The sequence below is a fragment of the Methanogenium sp. MK-MG genome (assembly GCF_009914725.1).
Lineage (GTDB): Archaea > Halobacteriota > Methanomicrobia > Methanomicrobiales > Methanomicrobiaceae > Methanogenium.
Genome location: NZ_JAAAWJ010000002.1, coordinates 15258 through 33324 on the forward strand (window position 1 = coordinate 15258; position 18067 = coordinate 33324).

20 protein-coding genes are annotated in these 18067 nt (G+C 50.8%); 16 read left to right on the forward strand and 4 right to left on the reverse strand.

All coding sequences use genetic code 11. The annotated features are described in order from the left end of the window. Window positions 1-14 precede the first annotated feature (14 nt). Genes glmU through glmS form a run of 3 tightly spaced genes read left to right on the forward strand, consistent with a single transcriptional unit; the run spans window position 15 to window position 4130 of the window. The gene (glmU, locus tag MKMG_RS00455; protein ID WP_165074338.1) at window positions 15-1220 is read left to right on the forward strand and encodes a bifunctional sugar-1-phosphate nucleotidylyltransferase/acetyltransferase; all 1206 of its coding nucleotides are present in this window, start codon (window positions 15-17) and stop codon (window positions 1218-1220) included. 6 nt (window positions 1221-1226) lie between these two features. Beyond that, complete coding sequence (locus MKMG_RS00460; RefSeq protein WP_165074340.1) at window positions 1227-2387, forward strand: sugar phosphate nucleotidyltransferase; 1161 nt, start codon at window positions 1227-1229, stop codon at window positions 2385-2387. Beyond that, a complete protein-coding gene (glmS, locus tag MKMG_RS00465; RefSeq protein WP_165074342.1) occupies window positions 2388-4130 on the forward strand; it encodes a glutamine--fructose-6-phosphate transaminase (isomerizing) in 1743 nt (580 codons plus the stop codon). Window positions 4131-4177: 47 nt separating this feature from the next. Here glmS and MKMG_RS00470 read toward each other — a convergent pair whose 3' ends face one another. Next, entirely contained in the window at window positions 4178-5524 is a 1347-nt protein-coding gene (locus tag MKMG_RS00470) for a nucleotide sugar dehydrogenase (protein WP_165074344.1), read from the reverse strand. Window positions 5525-5742: 218 nt separating this feature from the next. Between MKMG_RS00470 and MKMG_RS00475 the strand changes: the two genes are divergently transcribed. Beyond that, entirely contained in the window at window positions 5743-6750 is a 1008-nt protein-coding gene (locus MKMG_RS00475; protein ID WP_254059029.1) for a glycosyltransferase, read from the forward strand. Between the two features lie 148 nt (window positions 6751-6898). Continuing rightward, entirely contained in the window at window positions 6899-9364 is a 2466-nt protein-coding gene (locus MKMG_RS00480; RefSeq protein WP_165074348.1) for an oligosaccharyl transferase, archaeosortase A system-associated, read from the forward strand. A gap of 22 nt (window positions 9365-9386) precedes the next feature. Here MKMG_RS00480 and MKMG_RS00485 read toward each other — a convergent pair whose 3' ends face one another. Then, window positions 9387-10580: a YcaO-like family protein gene (locus MKMG_RS00485; protein WP_165074350.1), complete on the reverse strand. Its 1194-nt coding sequence runs from the start codon at window positions 10578-10580 to the stop codon at window positions 9387-9389. A gap of 46 nt (window positions 10581-10626) precedes the next feature. Here MKMG_RS00485 and MKMG_RS00490 point away from each other — a divergent pair, with 46 nt between their 5' ends. Continuing rightward, on the forward strand, window positions 10627-10917 hold the full coding sequence (locus MKMG_RS00490) for a DUF2098 domain-containing protein (protein WP_165074352.1): 291 nt from the start codon (window positions 10627-10629) through the stop codon (window positions 10915-10917). A gap of 15 nt (window positions 10918-10932) precedes the next feature. Here the strand turns inward: MKMG_RS00490 and nikR are convergent, their stop codons facing one another. Continuing rightward, a complete protein-coding gene (gene nikR / locus MKMG_RS00495) occupies window positions 10933-11355 on the reverse strand; it encodes a nickel-responsive transcriptional regulator NikR (protein ID WP_165074354.1) in 423 nt (140 codons plus the stop codon). A 217-nt stretch (window positions 11356-11572) separates the two neighbouring features. On the opposite strand from nikR, the gene MKMG_RS00500 reads away from it, so the two are divergent. The 10 genes from MKMG_RS00500 (at window position 11573) to MKMG_RS00545 (ending at window position 17364) form a co-directional block, all read left to right on the forward strand. Continuing rightward, complete coding sequence (locus tag MKMG_RS00500; RefSeq protein ID WP_165074356.1) at window positions 11573-12802, forward strand: translation initiation factor IF-2 subunit gamma; 1230 nt, start codon at window positions 11573-11575, stop codon at window positions 12800-12802. Then, entirely contained in the window at window positions 12802-13182 is a 381-nt protein-coding gene (locus MKMG_RS00505) for a PIN domain-containing protein (RefSeq protein ID WP_254059030.1), read from the forward strand. Before MKMG_RS00500 ends, MKMG_RS00505 begins: the two co-directional genes overlap by 1 nt. Before the next feature lie 12 nt (window positions 13183-13194). After that, window positions 13195-13806: a DNA-directed RNA polymerase gene (locus MKMG_RS00510; RefSeq protein ID WP_165074357.1), complete on the forward strand. Its 612-nt coding sequence runs from the start codon at window positions 13195-13197 to the stop codon at window positions 13804-13806. Further along, window positions 13796-13993 (forward strand): transcription elongation factor subunit Spt4, encoded by a 198-nt coding sequence (gene spt4, locus MKMG_RS00515; protein ID WP_165074359.1) that lies wholly within the window; start codon window positions 13796-13798, stop codon window positions 13991-13993. Before MKMG_RS00510 ends, spt4 begins: the two co-directional genes overlap by 11 nt. Further along, window positions 13993-14481: a GTP-dependent dephospho-CoA kinase family protein gene (locus MKMG_RS00520; RefSeq protein WP_165074361.1), complete on the forward strand. Its 489-nt coding sequence runs from the start codon at window positions 13993-13995 to the stop codon at window positions 14479-14481. Before spt4 ends, MKMG_RS00520 begins: the two co-directional genes overlap by 1 nt. Before the next feature lie 64 nt (window positions 14482-14545). Then, window positions 14546-14848: a 30S ribosomal protein S24e gene (locus MKMG_RS00525; protein ID WP_165074363.1), complete on the forward strand. Its 303-nt coding sequence runs from the start codon at window positions 14546-14548 to the stop codon at window positions 14846-14848. 1 nt (window position 14849) lies between these two features. Next, entirely contained in the window at window positions 14850-15005 is a 156-nt protein-coding gene (locus tag MKMG_RS00530; protein ID WP_165074365.1) for a 30S ribosomal protein S27ae, read from the forward strand. 3 nt (window positions 15006-15008) lie between these two features. Further along, the gene (locus MKMG_RS00535; RefSeq protein WP_165074367.1) at window positions 15009-16589 is read left to right on the forward strand and encodes a bifunctional N(6)-L-threonylcarbamoyladenine synthase/serine/threonine protein kinase; all 1581 of its coding nucleotides are present in this window, start codon (window positions 15009-15011) and stop codon (window positions 16587-16589) included. Next, entirely contained in the window at window positions 16586-17131 is a 546-nt protein-coding gene (rdgB, locus tag MKMG_RS00540; protein WP_165074369.1) for an RdgB/HAM1 family non-canonical purine NTP pyrophosphatase, read from the forward strand. The genes MKMG_RS00535 and rdgB overlap by 4 nt, the downstream gene beginning before the upstream one ends. 86 nt (window positions 17132-17217) lie before the next feature. Next, window positions 17218-17364, forward strand: coding sequence for a 50S ribosomal protein L40e (locus tag MKMG_RS00545; protein ID WP_165074371.1), 147 nt, complete (start codon window positions 17218-17220; stop codon window positions 17362-17364). 44 nt (window positions 17365-17408) lie between these two features. Here the strand turns inward: MKMG_RS00545 and MKMG_RS00550 are convergent, their stop codons facing one another. Then, entirely contained in the window at window positions 17409-18056 is a 648-nt protein-coding gene (locus MKMG_RS00550; RefSeq protein WP_165074373.1) for a putative phosphothreonine lyase domain-containg protein, read from the reverse strand. Window positions 18057-18067: the final 11 nt, after the last annotated feature.

Below are 18067 nucleotides of genomic sequence, written 5' to 3' on the forward strand. Positions count from 1 at the left end.
TCATTTGATTTACTATGCTCTGTGTCCTGCTTGCAGCGGGTGAAGGAAAACGGATGGCTCCTCTCACCGCAACCCGCCCGAAAGTGATGCTTCCCGTGGCAAACCGGCCGATGATTGAACACCTGATCTGTGCAGTGCGTGATGCAGGAATTGATTCATTTATTATCGTTGTCGGCTACCGCGAGAAGGAGATACGGGACTATTTTGGCGATGGTGAGAGATGGGATGTCTCGATTCGCTATACGGTTCAGAGAACCCAGAGCGGCACCGGTGACGCCCTCCGGGCAGCAAAGGGACTGGTGAAGGGACAGTTCCTGCTCATGAACGGTGATATGATCGTGACTGCTGACGATATCAGGCGTATCTGTGCCTCTCCCGCACCGGCGGTCGGTGTCGTTGAGAGTGAGAACCCGGAACAATATGGTGTTATTACCGAGACCGACGGGAAGGTCACCGGCATATATGAAAAATCCCCGAATCCGCCGGGAAACCTGATCAATGCGGGGATTTACCTCTTTGATGATGATATCTTTGCCGAGGCGGATCGCCTCGTCCCCTCGCCCCGGGGGGAATATGAACTGACCGATGCACTCTCCTCCTCCATATCCCGCGGTGAACTGCATGCGGTGCCGCTTGTGTCCTGGTGTGATATCGGCGCCCCGTGGAATCTTTTAGAGGCGAATGAAGATGCCCTCTCTGATATAGCCACTGATATCCGTGGGGAAGTGGAGGATGGTGTCACCCTGAAAGGCGCGGTGGTGCTTGCAGAGGGCAGCGTCATCCGGTCAGGCACCTATATTGAAGGGCCCTGTATGATCGGGGCAGGGTGCACCATTGGCCCGCATGTTTATATCAGGGGCAGTACTGTCATCGGGAACGACTGCCACATCGGCCATGCCAGTGAACTAAAAAATTCAGTGATCTTTCCCCGGACAAAGATTCCGCACTTCACCTATATCGGTGACAGTGTCATCGGGTTTGGCTGTAATTTCGGCGCCGGCACAAAGGTGGCAAACCTCCGCCATGACAAGGAGCATGTGAAGGTGGGTGGTGTCTCCACCGGACGCAAGAAGTTTGGGGCCGTTATTGGTGATAACGTCCTCTTTGGCATCAACTGCTCGATTAATGTGGGGGCTTCTATAGGAAGAGACGTCCGCGTCGGCCCGCATACTGTGGTCAGCGGTACGATTGCAGATGAATCCATTATCGGGAGTAACTGATATACCATGCAGGCAGTTGTTCTTGCAGGAGGGGAAGGGTCACGGCTGCGCCCACTGACCCGCAACCGCCCGAAGGCATTGATTCCGGTGGCAAACCGGCCAATCATCGAGTATGTTATCGAAGCGCTGACTGATGTAGGGGTGAGGGACATCACTGTTGTCGTCGGCTACCGCAAAGAGCAGGTCATCCACTGTCTCGCAAACCTTCCGGTGCCGGTGAATGTTGTCGTACAGGAGAAACAACTGGGGGTGGCAGATGCCCTCAAGGCGGCAGAGGATCATATCTCCGGCAGGTTCCTCCTTCTTCCCGGTGACAATGTCATCAGGGCTGCGGCGCTCCGTCCCCTCTGTGAAGGCGGTCCTGCCCTCCTCACAACAACGCATTCCCAACCGACGGATTTCGGGGTGGTACAGGCCCACTGGGGATTTGTACAGGAAATAACGGAAAAGCCGGTTGTGGCTGAATCATTTACGGTTTCAACCGGTGTCTTCTCACTGGATCCTTCGGTATTCAGCTATTATGAACCCGGGCTGGAACTCCCGGGCATGATCAACCGGATGATCGCCGATGGCATCGGTATCCGGTCGCACCGTATCACAGAGGGCTGGTCTGATGCGGTCTTTGCATGGGATCTTCTCACCCTGAACAGGTTACTGCTGAAGAAGACGGTCTCCCTCTCGGCAGGGACGATTTCACGGCATGCCACGGTTGATGGGCGGGTCTCAATCGGTCGCGGTACACAGATTCTCCCGGGCACAGTGATCACCGGACCCACGGCCATCGGTGCTAACTGCATCATTGGCCCGAATGCCTGTATTTCAGCCGGAACTGCAATCGGGTCGGGTGTTACGGTAGGGCCCTTCTCACATATCTCCCGCAGTATTCTGATGGATGATGTAACCGTCGGGTCGCATTCCAGTGTCAGGGAGAGTGTTATAGGGGAGGGCTGCAGTCTTGCGGACCATACCGTATCCGCCTGTGGAGAGTTTACAACAAACGTCCGGGGGCGGTGTGTCTCAGGACATTTTGGCACGATTATGGGAGACAGGGTAAAGACAGCGCCCTTTACTGTGCTGAAGAATGCTGTTGTCGGTAATAATGTGGCTGTTGAGACGGGTGGCCGGACTATTACCGGGTTTATTCCGGATCAGACGGTGGTGATGTAGGTGTGCGGGATTGTCGGATACATCGGCTGGCGTGAGGCTGCGCCCGTGCTTGTCGGAGGCCTGAAAAGTCTTGAGTACCGTGGATATGACTCATTCGGGGTTGCCACCGGGACGGACAGCATCATGGTGGCCAAACGGAAAGGACGCATCTCAGAACAGGCAGACTGTGTATCAGGCTGCCATGGCACCCGCGGGATTGGCCATACCCGGTGGGCGACCCATGGTCTGCCCGATGACCGCAATGCCCATCCGCACACCGACTGTACCGGACAGTTTGCCATCGTCCACAATGGTATTATTGAAAACTATGCTGAACTCAGGCGGGGGCTGGAGGGTCGTTGCCATCGGTTTACTTCTGATACGGACAGTGAAGTGATTGCCCATCTCATTGAGGAGGCATGGGAAGGCGATTTTGCCGCGGCGGTCCGTGCCGTCCTCCCGCTTCTGGAAGGTTCATACGCGATTCTTGCTGTATGTGCAGGTTCCGACGAGGTCATTGCCGCACGGGAACGCAGCCCGCTTGTGATAGGTCTCGGTGACGATGAATTTTTTGCCTGCTCTGATTCAACTCCCATCGTTGAGTATACACGGAATATTATGGTCCTTGAAGACGGGGATCTGGTAGTGATGCGACGGGGTGCTGTTGCGGTGGAGAATGGTGGGGAGACAGTCGTTCGTGAAACGACGTACATTGACTATGACATTGAAGCGTCCCGGAAAGGCGGGTTTGAACACTTCATGCTCAAGGAGATCTTTGAGCAGCCTGATGTCTTCCAGCAGTCATTCCGGCTGGCATGTACACATCAGGGCATCAGCATGCTCCTCAGCCGTGCACGTGGTGTTTCTGTGATCGCCTGCGGAACCTCGTATAATGCTGCTCTGCTCTTTCGGTATTTTGCCGAGAAGGAGTGTGGTGTGCCCGTCCGGGTGGACCTGGCCTCAGAGTACCGGTATCTTTCCACACCGGATGATGAGATTGTGATTGCGGTCTCCCAGTCGGGAGAGACTGCTGACACCCTGTCGGCCCTGAAAAAGGCGGTGGCTTCCAGCTGTCCGACCATTGCAATTACCAATGTGCAGGGGAGTTCCATTACCCGTGCAGCAGATCATACTATTTATACCGGGGCCGGGCCCGAGATCAGTGTGGCTGCCACAAAGTCGTATATGGGCCAGTTTGCAGCCTTTGTCGGCCTGCTTGCCGGGATGAACTGTTCTGATATGTCTGCTGTGGAACGCTCTGTCCGGCAGGTCATTGAGGAGTCCCTTCTCACAGATGTGAGTGAGGCGGTCAGTCTCTGTGCCAAGGCATCAACTATCTTCTATGTTGGCAGGGGAATATTTTATCCGGTTGCTTTGGAAGGGGCACTCAAGATGAAGGAGATCTCCTATATCCATGCGGAGGGTTATGCAGCGGGTGAGATAAAACACGGACCCTTTGCACTCCTTTCAGAAGAGACGCCTGCTGTCGCCGTCTGCATGCCCGGGGACGGATACCAGTCGATGCTGGGGAATCTCCGGGAGATGAAGGCACGGGGCACACCTCTCATTGGCATTGGCTATGGGGATGACATTGACCTGCAGGATGTGGCCGATGTCTGCATCCCGGTCCCCAAGGGGGATGCATATGCGCAGGTGGCTGCGGTGACGGTCATCATGCAGCGGATTGCATATTATACGGCGCTTGCCCTTGGGCAGGATATTGACAAACCCCGGAACCTTGCGAAGAGTGTGACGGTTGAATGATGATAGATAAAAAAAAATATTTTTTAAATCATTCTATAATTTGCTGTTTATTTCAGGTTGTGAGGTTTACCTATTCCCAGATACACTTTACCTGCCGGTGCTTTGGTGAATATGTTTCGGCAATCGATTACTACCTGAACTGATGATGATTCTATCCGGCTGAGGGTCTCGGGTGTTTTGAACAGGTCATGGTCTGTCAGAAAAACGGCACATTCTGAACTGTTTAATGTAGCTGTGATTTCTGTCTCAGAAATGATGATATGTCCATCTGCAGAGATCTCTGATACATATGGATCATAGAGTTTTAGATCCACTCCTCTTCTAAGGAGTTCTTCGATTATTGGAATTGCAGGAGATTCACGTGTATCATCAATATTTTTTTTGTATGCAAGACCAAATATGGAAATACAGGCATCACTCATTGAAATTCCTGCATTTTTCAGTCCCTCATCAATGAGGTTTACGACATGCATTTGCATAAATGTGTTAATTTCTCCTGATGTTTCAATGAAACGGGGAATAAATCCATGTCGCTTAGCTTGGTATGACAAATAATATGGGTCAAGTGGTATGCAGTGTCCTCCGATTCCTGGCCCAGGGTAAAATGGCATGAATCCGTATGGTTTGGTCGCTGCAGCATCGATTGCCTGCCATGCATCAACTCCCATATGCTCAAATATCAGGGCAAGTTCATTTGCAAGAGCAATATTGACATTCCGATAGATATTTTCGATCATTTTGACTGCTTCTGCAGTGCGCGTATCAACAACCGGAATAGTATCTTTAATGATTACGTTGTATAGTGAAACTGCAGCCTCTGTATTCTCTTGTGTAATGCCTCCAATTACTTTTGGAATTTCTGAAACAGTGTAGTGTTTATTGCCAGGGTCTATTCGTTCCGGAGAATATGCAACCCCAAAATCAATTCCTGCAGATAATCCTGATTTTTCAAGTATTGGAACAACGATTTCTTCCGTTGTGCCCGGATATGTGGTACTTTCAAGAATTACCAGCTGCCCTCTTTTGAGATTGGCACAGACAGTCATGCAGGAATTTTTCACATATGAGAGATCAGGTATTTTGCTGGCAGTAAGAGGAGTGGGCACACAGATGATAATAGCATCACATTTCCCTATATTCTGTGATTCAGTGGTTACTGACAGCATTCCTGATGATATTATTTCTTGAATCTCTTTGTCTGAGACATCAAGGATATGTGAATGTCCCGAGTTCAGAGTACAAACGGTGTCATCATTTGTGTCAAAACCAATAACTTTCAGTTTGCTGGCAAAGGCAACTGCAAGAGGGAGACCCACATATCCTAACCCGATAATTCCAATCGTTGCAGTTCCTGAGTGGATCTTTTGTAGAAGTTCTGTTGTTTTTTCTTTCATGTCTGTTTTCAAGTATTATTTCAGGAAAGTCCAAATTCTTTTCTAATGTGATTTATTGATTGTTCACGATCAAGAGAAGGATATATTATGGCATTTCCACCAATATCTGAGTAATGTTAATACTTTTGGGGTGTATTTTCCTTGCTGTTTCAGCATTTCCATATCTGGTATATGGATTTGGTATTATTTTTGGTAAAAAAGGAGGGGTGCCGCCAAAATTGAATAAATTTCCCCCCATCTCAATAATTATCTCTGCCTATAATGAAGCAAATGTCATTCAACGCCGGGTGGATAATATTGCTTCCTCCTCATACCCGAAAGAAAAGTATGAGGTGATTTTCATTGATGATTGTTCTGATGATAATACCTTCGTAATAGCAGAAAAGGCTCTTGCTGATGCTGATATATCCTTTAAAATAATCCGAAATGAAGACCGGCGCGGCACAAATCGTTCGTATAATCGTGGACTGAAGAGTGCTTCTTATGATCTAATTGTCACGACTGATGCTGATGTATTCTTTGAAAAAGATTCCCTGAAGAATCTTGTTTCTCGTCTGGTTTCCGATGATAACATTGCTGCGGCATGTTCTGATATGTTCCCCCTGCATTCCTCTGAGATAAACCGTACTGGGAAGTATGAACAAAAGTATCGATCAGTATATGGAAGGATGTGTGGATGGGAGAGCGCAAACGATTCTACGTATAACTTCAACGGAGGTCTTGTTGCCTTTAAAAGAGATATTTTTTCTGAGATCTGTGAAGGGAAGGGTGCTGATGATGCAAACACTGCTTTTGAAGCGATTCGAAGGGGTTTTCGGGCATATTATGAAACTTCTGCGATTGTCTTTGAAGATATTCCTGTAAATCTTAAAGATCAGTCCCGACAAAAAATTCGTCGGGCTACACGTTTGATCGAAGCAACACTATCAAATCTTGACGTCCTCAGGATGTCTCGTCCCTTTTCCCGGATTTTTTTCCCCTTGCGAATAATGATGGTCACTATCTCACCTCTCCTATTCTTCTTGGGGACAGGTATACTGTGTGTTGGACTTCTCATCTCTTCACTTCTGAATATCTATCTGGGAATTGCTATTGTTGCCATTCTTGTTGTTCTGGGTGTCAGCAGGTTTGCTCAGAGTTTTGCTGTAAATCAGTATTATCTGCTTCGAGGACTCCTGCGTCTTGGCACTGATGTGAGTGTCTGGGAGAGCACATCCAAAAAATGAGACAACACCTATATTTTGGTCATAGATATGATATAATGGAAGAAATTGTAAGATTATTCCGCCAATGAAATCAATTCATTTGTCGGAACAACAGGACTTTTCTGAAAGGTATTTAATGACAAATGTAGCATTGTTCTATTGAGGTTCAATGAATTCTGAGTCTATATCAAAATACCGCCCATATATTATAATTGGCATCCTTGTCCTTCTCTCCATAACCGGGCTCTGGCTCCGTCTGCTGCCGGCAGCAGGGCTTGTGACTGAGGAGGGAGTTAATCTTTTGGGAAATGATCCCTGGTATAATCTCCGTCAGGCAGAGTCAATGGTAGAAAATTTCCCGTCCTATCTCTGGTTTGACCCGATGACAGAATATCCGTCAGGAAATGTTATTCACTGGGGGCCGCTGTTCATTCAGATCATTGCCGGACTGAGCATCCTTGTAGGTGCAGCGACCCGGCCGGAGATCATGTATGTTGCCTCCTGGGTGCCGCCACTGATGGGAATGCTTGTGGTTCCGCTCCTGTATCTGGCAGGAGAAAAGATAGGTGACTGGAAATGCGGTATTTTTGCTGCATTATTTGGGGCGGTTGTTTCAGGACAGTATTTTTATAGGTCGCTCTTTGGATTTGTAGATCACCATATTGCAGAGACTCTATTCGGGACGCTCTTCTGCCTTTGTTACATCATCACATTAATTGAAATCCGAAATAATCCGGTTCGTTTTTCTGATATTGAAACGCTTAAGCGGCCGGCAGTATTTGCTCTGGGAACAGGCATTGCCTACATATTAGGGCTTGCTGTGATGCCGACAATGATTCTCTTTGCAATGATCGTTGCCGTGTACACCCTTTTTCAGTATCTCTATGATTTCTGGAAACAGCAATCTGATGATGGTCTTCTTCTGGTAAACACCATTGTCTTTCTCTCTGCGGCGATTGGTATTTTCTTAATCGGGTTTAACACGATGGGCCTTTCAATGAACCGGTATTCTCCGGCACAGGTTGTTGCCTATCTCGCACTTATCGTTGCCACAGCTCTGCTCTGGTATATTTCCCGTGCTCTGCGCGGAAAACCGTGGTATTATTATCCAGGTATTCTTGCCGGGGCAGGTGCTGTCATATCAGTTCTCCTGTATGTTATTGCACCTGACTTGTATGGGATGCTGATTGGAAACTTCTTCGCCTTCTTCGGGCAGTCAGCGACGGTAATGACCGTTCAGGAAGCCCGCCCGTGGGAAGCGGCAAATGCATGGAGTTCATTCGGTTTTGGCCTTATCCTGATGTTCGGCGGGTTTGCAGCACTGATCTGGCAGTTTATCCGGAAAGGACGTGCAGAACATCTCTTTGTGGTGGTATGGTCTGCAATTATTCTCTTCTCGACCATCCAGCATGTGCGGTATGAATACTATATTGCAGTAAATATTGCGCTCCTCTCGGCATACTTCATGTACTGGACCCTGGGGGCAGCGCAGGGCCGGCTTCTGGAGATGACAGGTATCGGCAGAGCCGGAGAAGCCGAAACAGCAGAAGATGCTCCGTCCCCTGCTGAAAAGGTGAAGAAAGGAAAACGAAATGATGCAAAGAAAGATGTGAAAGAGACAAAACAGGGGGCCTCGTCACCCGTCGTTATCATCCCGTTTGCAGTCGGTGTAATCTTCTCCCTGCTCTTTATATCATCCTCAGTTGCAACCGACCTTGAAATCGGAAATGGGATGGCATACGGCGGCATGCAGCCGGACTGGTACTCATCTCTTGAATGGTTCGGGGAAAACTCTCCTGACACAGGAGTTGACTACTATGCGATATATGACAAAGAGACCTTCACCTACCCGCCTGAATCATATGGTGTGATGTCGTGGTGGGATTACGGGCATTACATCACCTTTGTTTCAAAACGGATTCCCAATGCCAATCCGTTCCAGCACGGTGTAGCCGGGCCGAACGGTGCTGCTGCGTTCTTTTTGCAGGACAATGAAGCGAATGCAGACACCATACTGGACAATGTCGGCACACGGTATATCATCACTGATATTGAGATGGACACCGGTAAATTCTGGGCAATGGCCACCTGGTACGACCCTGATGTGGGTGGTACCCCGTATATGAGCGCATACAGTGACCAGAGCGGAAATCAGGGCTACATATATGCAGATGAGTATTTCAATACCATGGTCTCGCGTCTGCATAATTTCGACGGGTCAATGGCAGTACCGGATGAGAATTACATCTTTGAAAATAATGGAAAGACATACAGCTATCTGGTTCTGTCCCCGGTGGAGCCGGTGGCCGCCCTGCAGCATTACCGGCTGGTTCATGAATCAGATACCAATGTCTTTGGAAATAAGGCGATTGGCAACCTGAAGTATGTCAAGATCTTTGAGTATGTCCCCGGAGCAGTAATCAAAGGAGACGGTATCATTGAACTTCCACTGAAGACCAATACGGGCCGTGAGTTCACCTATCGTCAGGAGAGCGTGAATGGCACGTTTGTCGTGCCTTATCCCACGGACGGGTCAGTGCCCGGCATCACCACCCTCGGGCCGTATACTATTACCGGAACCGAACAGACATTCACCGTCACCGAGTCTGACATTCAGTCAGGAAAACAGATTTAGATAAAAATATGGTGCTGTCCTTTCAGGACAGTCTTCTCTTTTTTGTTCGTGACGGGTCAATATATGAAACCTCAAACCCGGGGATGACAACCCGCCAGACAGGCAGGGGGGTTCGGGTAAGATCAACCACACAGATGCGGTCAGTATGGGGGGCAACAGCCGCAATTGCTGCATGGAGTTCTTCATCCGTTGCAGAGTATTGCGTTGCCGGGATATCTGCTGCGGATAATACGGGGGCATCTGCAAACCAGATATGGTTGATTCGTTTGTAGCGTTCATACCCGGCCTTTTCCACCATTGCTGAACGTCCGGAATGGATGCCGATTTCTTCGGTGAAAATTTGTGAAGCGCGGTTTCGTGCCAGTTTCAGCAGTGTGCATACAGCCGCCACACCGGGATCCGGATGCGTGGACGCGGCCATCATGATCATGAAGGGATCCTGCGTTACAGTGTCATCAGCAACAGCTGCAACAGTGGGGATGCCATATGCGTCATTTAAGAGCCACATGGTGATCTCAATGCCTTCAGCAGCAAAGATCTCCATGAGCGTTTCCGCTGGTGTTCCCGGTTCCGGGAGAAGGCGTCTCCCCAGAGATTTATTCTTCTCCCCACGGCTCAGTGCGTCCCGTTCGATGATTTCGTAGATGCCATGGATAACTGCCTCCTCCGGGACATTCCCCGCTCCCATACCATTTGGATCACTGCGAAAGAGCTGGTTTGCCATGCCAATAGGGTCGTAGGGATGATACACGGCATTTGCCGGGATATATACCTGTTCGTCGTAGAGAATATCCCGTCCCGGCACCCAATGGAATTTCTCTCCCATCTCAGGTTTACGGGGGAGTATCAGTTCTTCCGGGTCAACAGCGCGTGTCAGTCCCACTTCTTCATACGATGCGAGATCCATGGAACCCCCGGAATATGTTGAACTGCAACGTTCTATTGTTCCCATCATCGCAGCGCACCTGGCGTCTGCCACTGTGATCCCTGCACCTGCAGTCACTTTTCCCCGTCGTTCCCTCGGGCGTATGCTACACCAGACCGGTATCCCGAGGCGGTCTTTTTGGGTAATTTCCAGGAAGTCTGTAATCCCTGTCTCTCCTGTAAGTGAAACTGCAGTGTCATACGTCTCTTCGGCTGTACGGGTGCGCGGGACCCCGGATGTGGCGACGTATTCATGGCGGCTGACTTCGAACCGGTTCATTGTCTCTACCATTTGCGATCCAGTTTTTTTATATCTTGGCCCGTCCTTTCTTTTGTGTATGGATGACGTGGCCATACGTACGGGGATGCGGGTACGCTACCCGCGCACCGGTACGGCAGGCACTGTTGTACGAATTGAGGAGATACGCGGCAACACATTTGCTGAGATGGATACAACAGGACTTTTCTACAGGACAGATCAGCTGGTCCCCATTGAAGGGGAGGTTGAAGAACCGAAAAAAGTGCGCACATCATCTGATATTACAGATTATGAGCGTCTCAGGGAGACTGAATCATCAGATGATATGCAGGATAAATATGATCAGGTTACCGGCGTCGGTGCCGGGTAACCGGGGAGAGTGATGTCACTCTTCAATCGGGATGGTGGTAAGTTTCACGGATTCCACCCCTTTCTGTGACATCAGACGTTCCGCGATATCCTTGATTACCTTACCATCCCCGCGAAGGAGAATGATCTCCACGCATCTGTCATGGCTGACATGGGAGTGGAGGGATGACTGGATCACGTCGAGATAGTCATGCTGGATTTCGGTGAGAACCTGCAGCAGGCCACGGTGTTCATGATCATAGACCATCGTTATTATTCCCTGTCGTTCACCGGTTACATCTGACATCCATTTATAATACGTGATATAATTCCGGATGGCATCGCGTATCCCCTCTGAACGTGATGAATACCCTCGACATTCCAGTATTTCATCAAATTTGTCAAGAAGATTTTTTGGAAGGGAAATTCCGATTCGTGAAAGGTCTGATTCGTGTGACATGTCTGTTCCTCAAAAATATCTGGTATTCTCTGTTGTACTTATTAACTACAAAGGTTAATATTCCTCTTACTCTGTGTTATTAATCCCTGCTGGTGTCAGGTAATGCGGTGATCAGGTCAGTGACAGGTTCTGTTCAGGTATCCGGGAGACACCGGAACTGCACACCGAGTAGGTATAAGTAGGGCGGTTGTATACTAATAGTGAGGTTTGAAGTTCATTGAGTGATCCATTGATTCCCAGTGTCAACATCGGTGTAGTCGGACATGTTGACCATGGCAAGACCACGCTTGTCTCAGCGCTTACCGGCCTATGGACGGACCGGCACAGTGAGGAGATCAAACGTGGGATCTCCATCAGGCTTGGATATGCGGATGCCACTTTATACCGGTGTCCGTCGTGTGAAGGTTCTGAGGCATATTCCACATCACAGAAATGTGTTTGTGGTGCAAAAGGTGAGCCTGTCCGTACCATATCGTTTGTGGATGCACCCGGACATGAGACACTGATGGCAACCATGCTCTCGGGGTCTGCCCTGATGGACGGTGCAATGCTTGTTATTGCAGCAAATGAACGGTGCCCGCAGCCCCAGACAAAAGAGCACCTGATGGCGCTGGAGCTTGTGGGTATCAAAAACATCGTGATTGTCCAGAATAAGATCGATGTCGTCTCGCAGGCCGATGCAATGAAGAATTATCGGCAGATTCGCGAGTTCGTAAAGGGAACCATTGCTGAAAACGCACCGGTGATCCCGGTTTCTGCACAGAAAAAAATAAATTTTGGGGCACTTGTCCAGGCACTCAATGAGTATATACCTGAACCGGGCCGTAACCCGGATGAAGCACCGCTTCTTCTGATTGCCCGTTCCTTTGACATCAATAAACCAGGGTGCAGCTGGCGTGATGTAAAGGGAGGGGTGATCGGAGGATCTCTGACGCAGGGTCTCTTCCACGATGGTGATGAGATCGAAATCCGTCCCGGGCTGAAGCTGCAGGTAGAGAACCAGACAGTATGGGAACCCATTCAGACAAAAGTGGCCGCAATCAATGCCGGTTCCAAACGCGTGCAGGAGGCAACTCCTGGCGGCCTGCTTGGCGTGGGTACAAAACTGGATCCGGCACTGACAAAGAGCGACGCCCTCTCCGGACAGGTAGCAGGCCACATCGGTCATCTTCCTCCGGTGTGGGACAAACTGGCATTTACGGTAAAGCTGATGGAGCGGGTTGTCGGTTCAGATGATGAATTCACTATTGAACCGCTTCGTCACAAAGAACCTCTGATGCTTTCGGTTGGTACCGCAGTGACGGTTGGTGTGGTCGTAAATACGAAGAAAGACGTGGTGGAAGTTGTCCTGAAACGTCAGGTATGTGCAGCTGTTGGATCACAGATTGCAATATCGCGTCAGGTTGGTGGCCGCTGGCGGCTGATTGGGATGGGGACACTGATTTAGTGCTCGTTCTCTTCGATGCAAATGCACTGATGGTTCCGGTTCAGTTCGGTGTGGATATCTTCACCGGGGTGGAGGAACTTGTCGGTGCCTTTGAACCGGTGACGCTGGAGGATGTGACAGATGAGCTTACCGGGCTCTCCCGTGGTCGTGGCCGTGATGCGGCTGCGGCCCGGGTGGGGGTCACGCTCGCTGCACGGTGCCGTGTGGTGAGAAGCCCGCACCAGAATCTGATGGTGGATGACCGGATTATCCGGTATGCCGAAGAGCACCGTTGTGTAGTGGTGACGAATGACAGGCGCCTCCGGGAAGAACTGCTCAGCCGGCATATTGATGTGATATATCTGCGTGAGAAAAAGAGGCTCGAAATTATTCGGGGATAGACGGGTGATTACATGTTTTATAAAATGACGCTTGAAGACAAGGTGCGGGTACCTCCCAGCCGTCTTTGGGATAAAGAGATAAAAACTGAACAGGATAATCTGGATTATCTTGATCATATTAAAGTCGTTGTTCTGGATGTACTGCAGGAACAGCTTGAGGGGAGCATCGACAAGGCGATTGGTATCTTTATCGCCGTGACAAAGATCTGTGAAGTTGGCGAAGGGGACATCATCCCCGGTGATGGTGGCGTGTATTACTCTGTGACATTCGAGGCAATTGTCCTGCGTCTGGCACATCAGGAGGTCATTGAGGGTGTTGTGGTGGAGACCACCAGTTTCGGTGCGTTTGTCTCTCTTGGTCCGATTGATGCGATGTTGCATGTGAGCCAGATCTCTGATGATTACATCAATTATGATGAGAAGAATGGCATGCTGATCTGCCAGGATACGAAACGCCAGATACGGGCCGGCGACGGACTGCGCGGACGGGTTGTAGCACTGTCCCTCTCTGAGCGTGAACCCCGCGAATCAAAGATCGGCCTTACCATGCGTCAGTCAGGTCTGGGAACAACGACCTGGCTTGATGAAGACTTTGAAGCAGAGCAGGCAGAACATGGCGCCTAAAAAACAACCGAATGTATGTCGTGGCTGTCACCGTGTGGTGGACGGCGAGTCATGTGTGATGTGCGGCTCTTCCAATCTCACAACGGACTGGGCAGGATATCTGGTCATTATTGATCCAAAGCATTCTGATATTGCAAAAAAGATGGATGTAGATACCCCCGGACGGGTGGCACTGAAGGTCCGGTAATGGATTATACTCTCCCCGATGAATGCCGGAAATATTTCCGGGATCCATTTGGCCCTCTTTTTCCTGATATTGCCACTGCAGGGAGTGTGTTTGCGGATTGTATGATCATTGCAGTCGGGGATGTTGTCACATATAATCTTGTGACTGCAGGTATTCTGCCGGACGTTGCGGTGATTGACGGCAGTACGATGCGCGAACCCTGCGACCATGTGGTGGATCTTCCGGTGCCGGAAGTGGGGGTGTCAAACCCTGCAGGAATGCTAACCGGCGCGCTCATCCGGGCGATAGAGGATGCAATGAATGCGGGGCCATGTCTGATCCGCGTGGATGGTGAAGAGGACCTGGCAGTGATTCCGGCCGTACGTGCAGCACCGGACGGTGCCTGTGTGCTCTACGGGCAGCCCGGGGAAGGGGTGGTTGTCATAACCGTGGACAAGAATGCCCGGGATAAGGCTGATACGCTCTTTCGTCTCTTTGTGGCAGAATGAATGGATGCAGAATTTTTGATCACGACTATTAAGTAAATTAGTTGACAATATTGTAGGGATATCGATGGATTTTGAATTTGCACGTGATGAATATAACGGGCTGTTAAAGAGGAGAGAACTTGAATTCCTCCTCGCATTTGAGGGGGCAACCCCCTCACGCCGCCAGATTCTCGGGAAACTCTGCGCTCTGCAGAACGTTCCTGAGGATCGTGTGGTGCTTGATTCGCTCAAGACAAGCTTTGGAAAGCAGGATCTGAATGGGTATGCACGTATTTACGAAGATGCGGAGACTCTGAAGGCAACCGAACCAAATTATCTTGTTGAGCGCAGCAGTGCTCCAGAGAGCGAAGAGGCAGAGGAGGCATAAAATGGCTGTAAAACGCTCTGAATACTATACCATTGAAGGAAACATTGCAGTCCCCCAGCGCAAGGCATGTCCGCGCTGTGGGAAGGGTGTCTTTATGGCAGAGCACAAGGACCGTGTTTCGTGCGGCAAGTGCGGATATACAGAATTTAAACAATAGACGATGCCTGACTCTAGGCATATTCTTGGGATTGAGGGGACTGCATGGAACCTCAGTGCCGCTGTTTTTGGCGATGACCAGGTCATCGCGCTTCACTCATCTCCATACAGGCCACCCTCCGGCGGGATTCATCCACGCGAGGCGGCACAACATCATGCAGGTGAGATGAAGGCAGTTATTTCAGAGGTGCTCACCGACCCGTCAGCGATTCAGGCCGTTGCATTTTCACAGGGACCGGGCCTTGGTCCCTGTCTCCGGACGGTGGCAACCGCAGCGCGTGCGATTGCGGTCTCTCTGGGGGTGCCCCTGATCGGGGTGAATCACTGTGTGGCGCATGTGGAAATTGGCCGCTGGGCCTGCGGGTGTGATGACCCGATTGTCCTCTATGCAAGCGGTGCCAACACGCAGGTTCTCGGGTATCTGGGCAGCCGCTACCGGATCTTTGGCGAGACACTGGACATCGGCCTGGGCAATGGCCTTGATAAGTTTGCGCGGGCGAAGGGTATGGCCCATCCCGGTGGACCGCAGATAGAGGCACTTGCACGTGAGGGGACTCCAATATCTCTGCCCTATACGGTCAAAGGGATGGACCTTGCCTTCTCAGGTATTGTGAGTGCCGCTCAGGAGGCTCAGGCACCACTGGAGGATGTCTGTGCCGGTCTGCAGGAGACTGCCTTTTCCATGTGCGTGGAGGTGACCGAGCGTGCCCTGGCGCACTCTGGCAAGGATGAGGTGCTTCTCGTGGGCGGTGTCGGTGCAAACGGCCGTCTGCAGGAGATGCTTAAGACGATGTGTGCAGAGCGCGGCGCGACGTTTTATGTGCCTGAGCGGCGGTTTATCGGCGACAATGGCGCGATGATCGCCTACACCGGGGCACTGATGCTTGCGGCAGGTCAGACACTTACGCTCGCTGAATCGGCGGTCAGGCCGGGATACCGGTCCGATGAAGTGATGGTGGGCTGGCGGGATGCCGGTGCCGATGCTGTCTATGCCCTGGCTGATGTGATGGGTGGCGGAGGTGCACGCGGTGCCGAGGCCGTTGTCACACCGGTGGGGAGTGATGTCCTGAAACGGCGCCTTCCGAAGGGTTATCGAACCCCGTCGCTGGATCACAGGTTGATCTCTGAACGGACCCGTGCTGAGGCACGGATGATCTCTGCCGCCCGTGGAGCAGGGGTCCGGACGCCGGTTATTCGCGATGTGACGGCTGATACCATCCGGATGGAGCGCATCGAAGGGATGCTTCTGAAACATCTGCTCACGCCGGAGCTGATCTATGATGCAGGTGTCTGTGTGGGGCGCCTGCATGGGGCTGGGATCATCCACGGGGATCTGACCACCAGCAACATCATCATCTCAGACGGTGTGCCGGTCTTCATTGACTTTGGGCTCTCCTACCGGTCTGACGAAACAGAATCACAGGGTGTGGATATCCATGTGCTCTTCCAGACGCTTGATAGCACGTCATGCAATGCAGAGCGTCTGAAAGAAGAATTTCTGCAGGGCTACCGTGTGACCTTCTCCGGGGCAGCAGACGTAATCAAACGGGTGGATGAAATTCGCCAGCGTGGGAGATATTTATGACATTTACTGTAGTTACCAGCAATGAAAACAAGGTAAAGGAAGTGGCGGCCTTCTTTGCGGGTGTGGCTGAGGTCGCACATATCTTTCTTGAGATCCCCGAGTACCGGGACAATGATGTGGGAGTTATTGCAGAGGAGAAGGCACGGTATGCCTGGAATGCTCTTCACTGCCCCCTTATTGTCGATGATACCGGGTTCTTTGTCTCCGCACTGAACGGGTTCCCCGGCCCCTATGCTGCATATGTGCTGGATACAATCGGCATGGAGGGCATTCTTCGTCTCCTTGAGGGGGCAGAGGACCGGTCTGCGTACTTTGAGACTGCGATTGCCTATGCAGACACTGAGGGTGTTATCCGGGTGTTCCGTGGTGTGGTGGATGGTAGTATCGTCTCCCCCCGCGGGGAGGCAGGGTTTGGCTATGATCCTATCTTCTCAGTGGACGGCAGGACGTTTGCCGAGCGGACGCTTGCGGAGAAGGCGACGATGTCTCATCGTGGGCGTGCCCTTGCGGAACTGCGCAAATTTTTGGTGTCGGATGAGTAGTTTCCGGTGGGGCCATCAGAACCAAACTCTTAATACTCCAAAATGCAACGTATAGAGAACTGAACATTACGAGGGTTAGAGCAATTATGGCACGTTTTCCAGAAGCAGAGGCACGCCTCCTTGATAAAAAAATTTGCATGCGCTGCAATGCACGCAATGCACCGCGGGCAACGATGTGCCGCAAGTGTGGATATAAGAATCTCCGTCCGAAAAACAAGGAACGTAAAGGATAGTCCTTTCTGGGGTATTTGCCTGCAAAACCCCGTTTATGGCATGGTCACGCCGTATAATATGTGACCTTTTTTCCTTTTTCGCTGTATTCTCCCTGAAACGTCTCGATGTTACGCTTATAGCCGATTCTGTCGGTGACGCCGAGGTCCCTGAGCACTTCACGGATACGCATGACGTCCTCTTCATCTTCCCAGTCTCTGGTATAGACATAGATGTCCATCCGATCGTCCCGTGACTCCGGATTCTGTTTTGCCGTTGATACCTTTGTTGATATGCCGAGTTCTCCCGCTGCGGTTGCATCGCGAATCTTTTTCCAGATTGCATCTGTATGGCCGGGTTCCAGAAATATGAGCCATTTGCCTGCTTTCTCCGCACTGACACATCCGGGGTCGTAGCCTGGTGCATCAAGAAAAATCCAGAATATCTTTGTCGTCTTTGTGGGAATGACTCCCTCTCCTTCGGTGAAGAGGCGGTAGATGGCATCAGCCGACCCGTATTCACCCGTCAGTGCATCGGCCAGGAGGGGATAGTCGGTGGAAAACAATGCGAAATTCTCGGTGAACTCTCCAGAAAAATCAGTGCTGTTTTCAACCAGTTCAAATAACTGGAGTCCCTGTTTGCGTAGCTCTTTGTTCAGGAAAACCTCAAAGAGCCCGTAGGCAACGTCTGCAAGTGCCTCCCCTTTGGTATCCATGCTATCTGGGT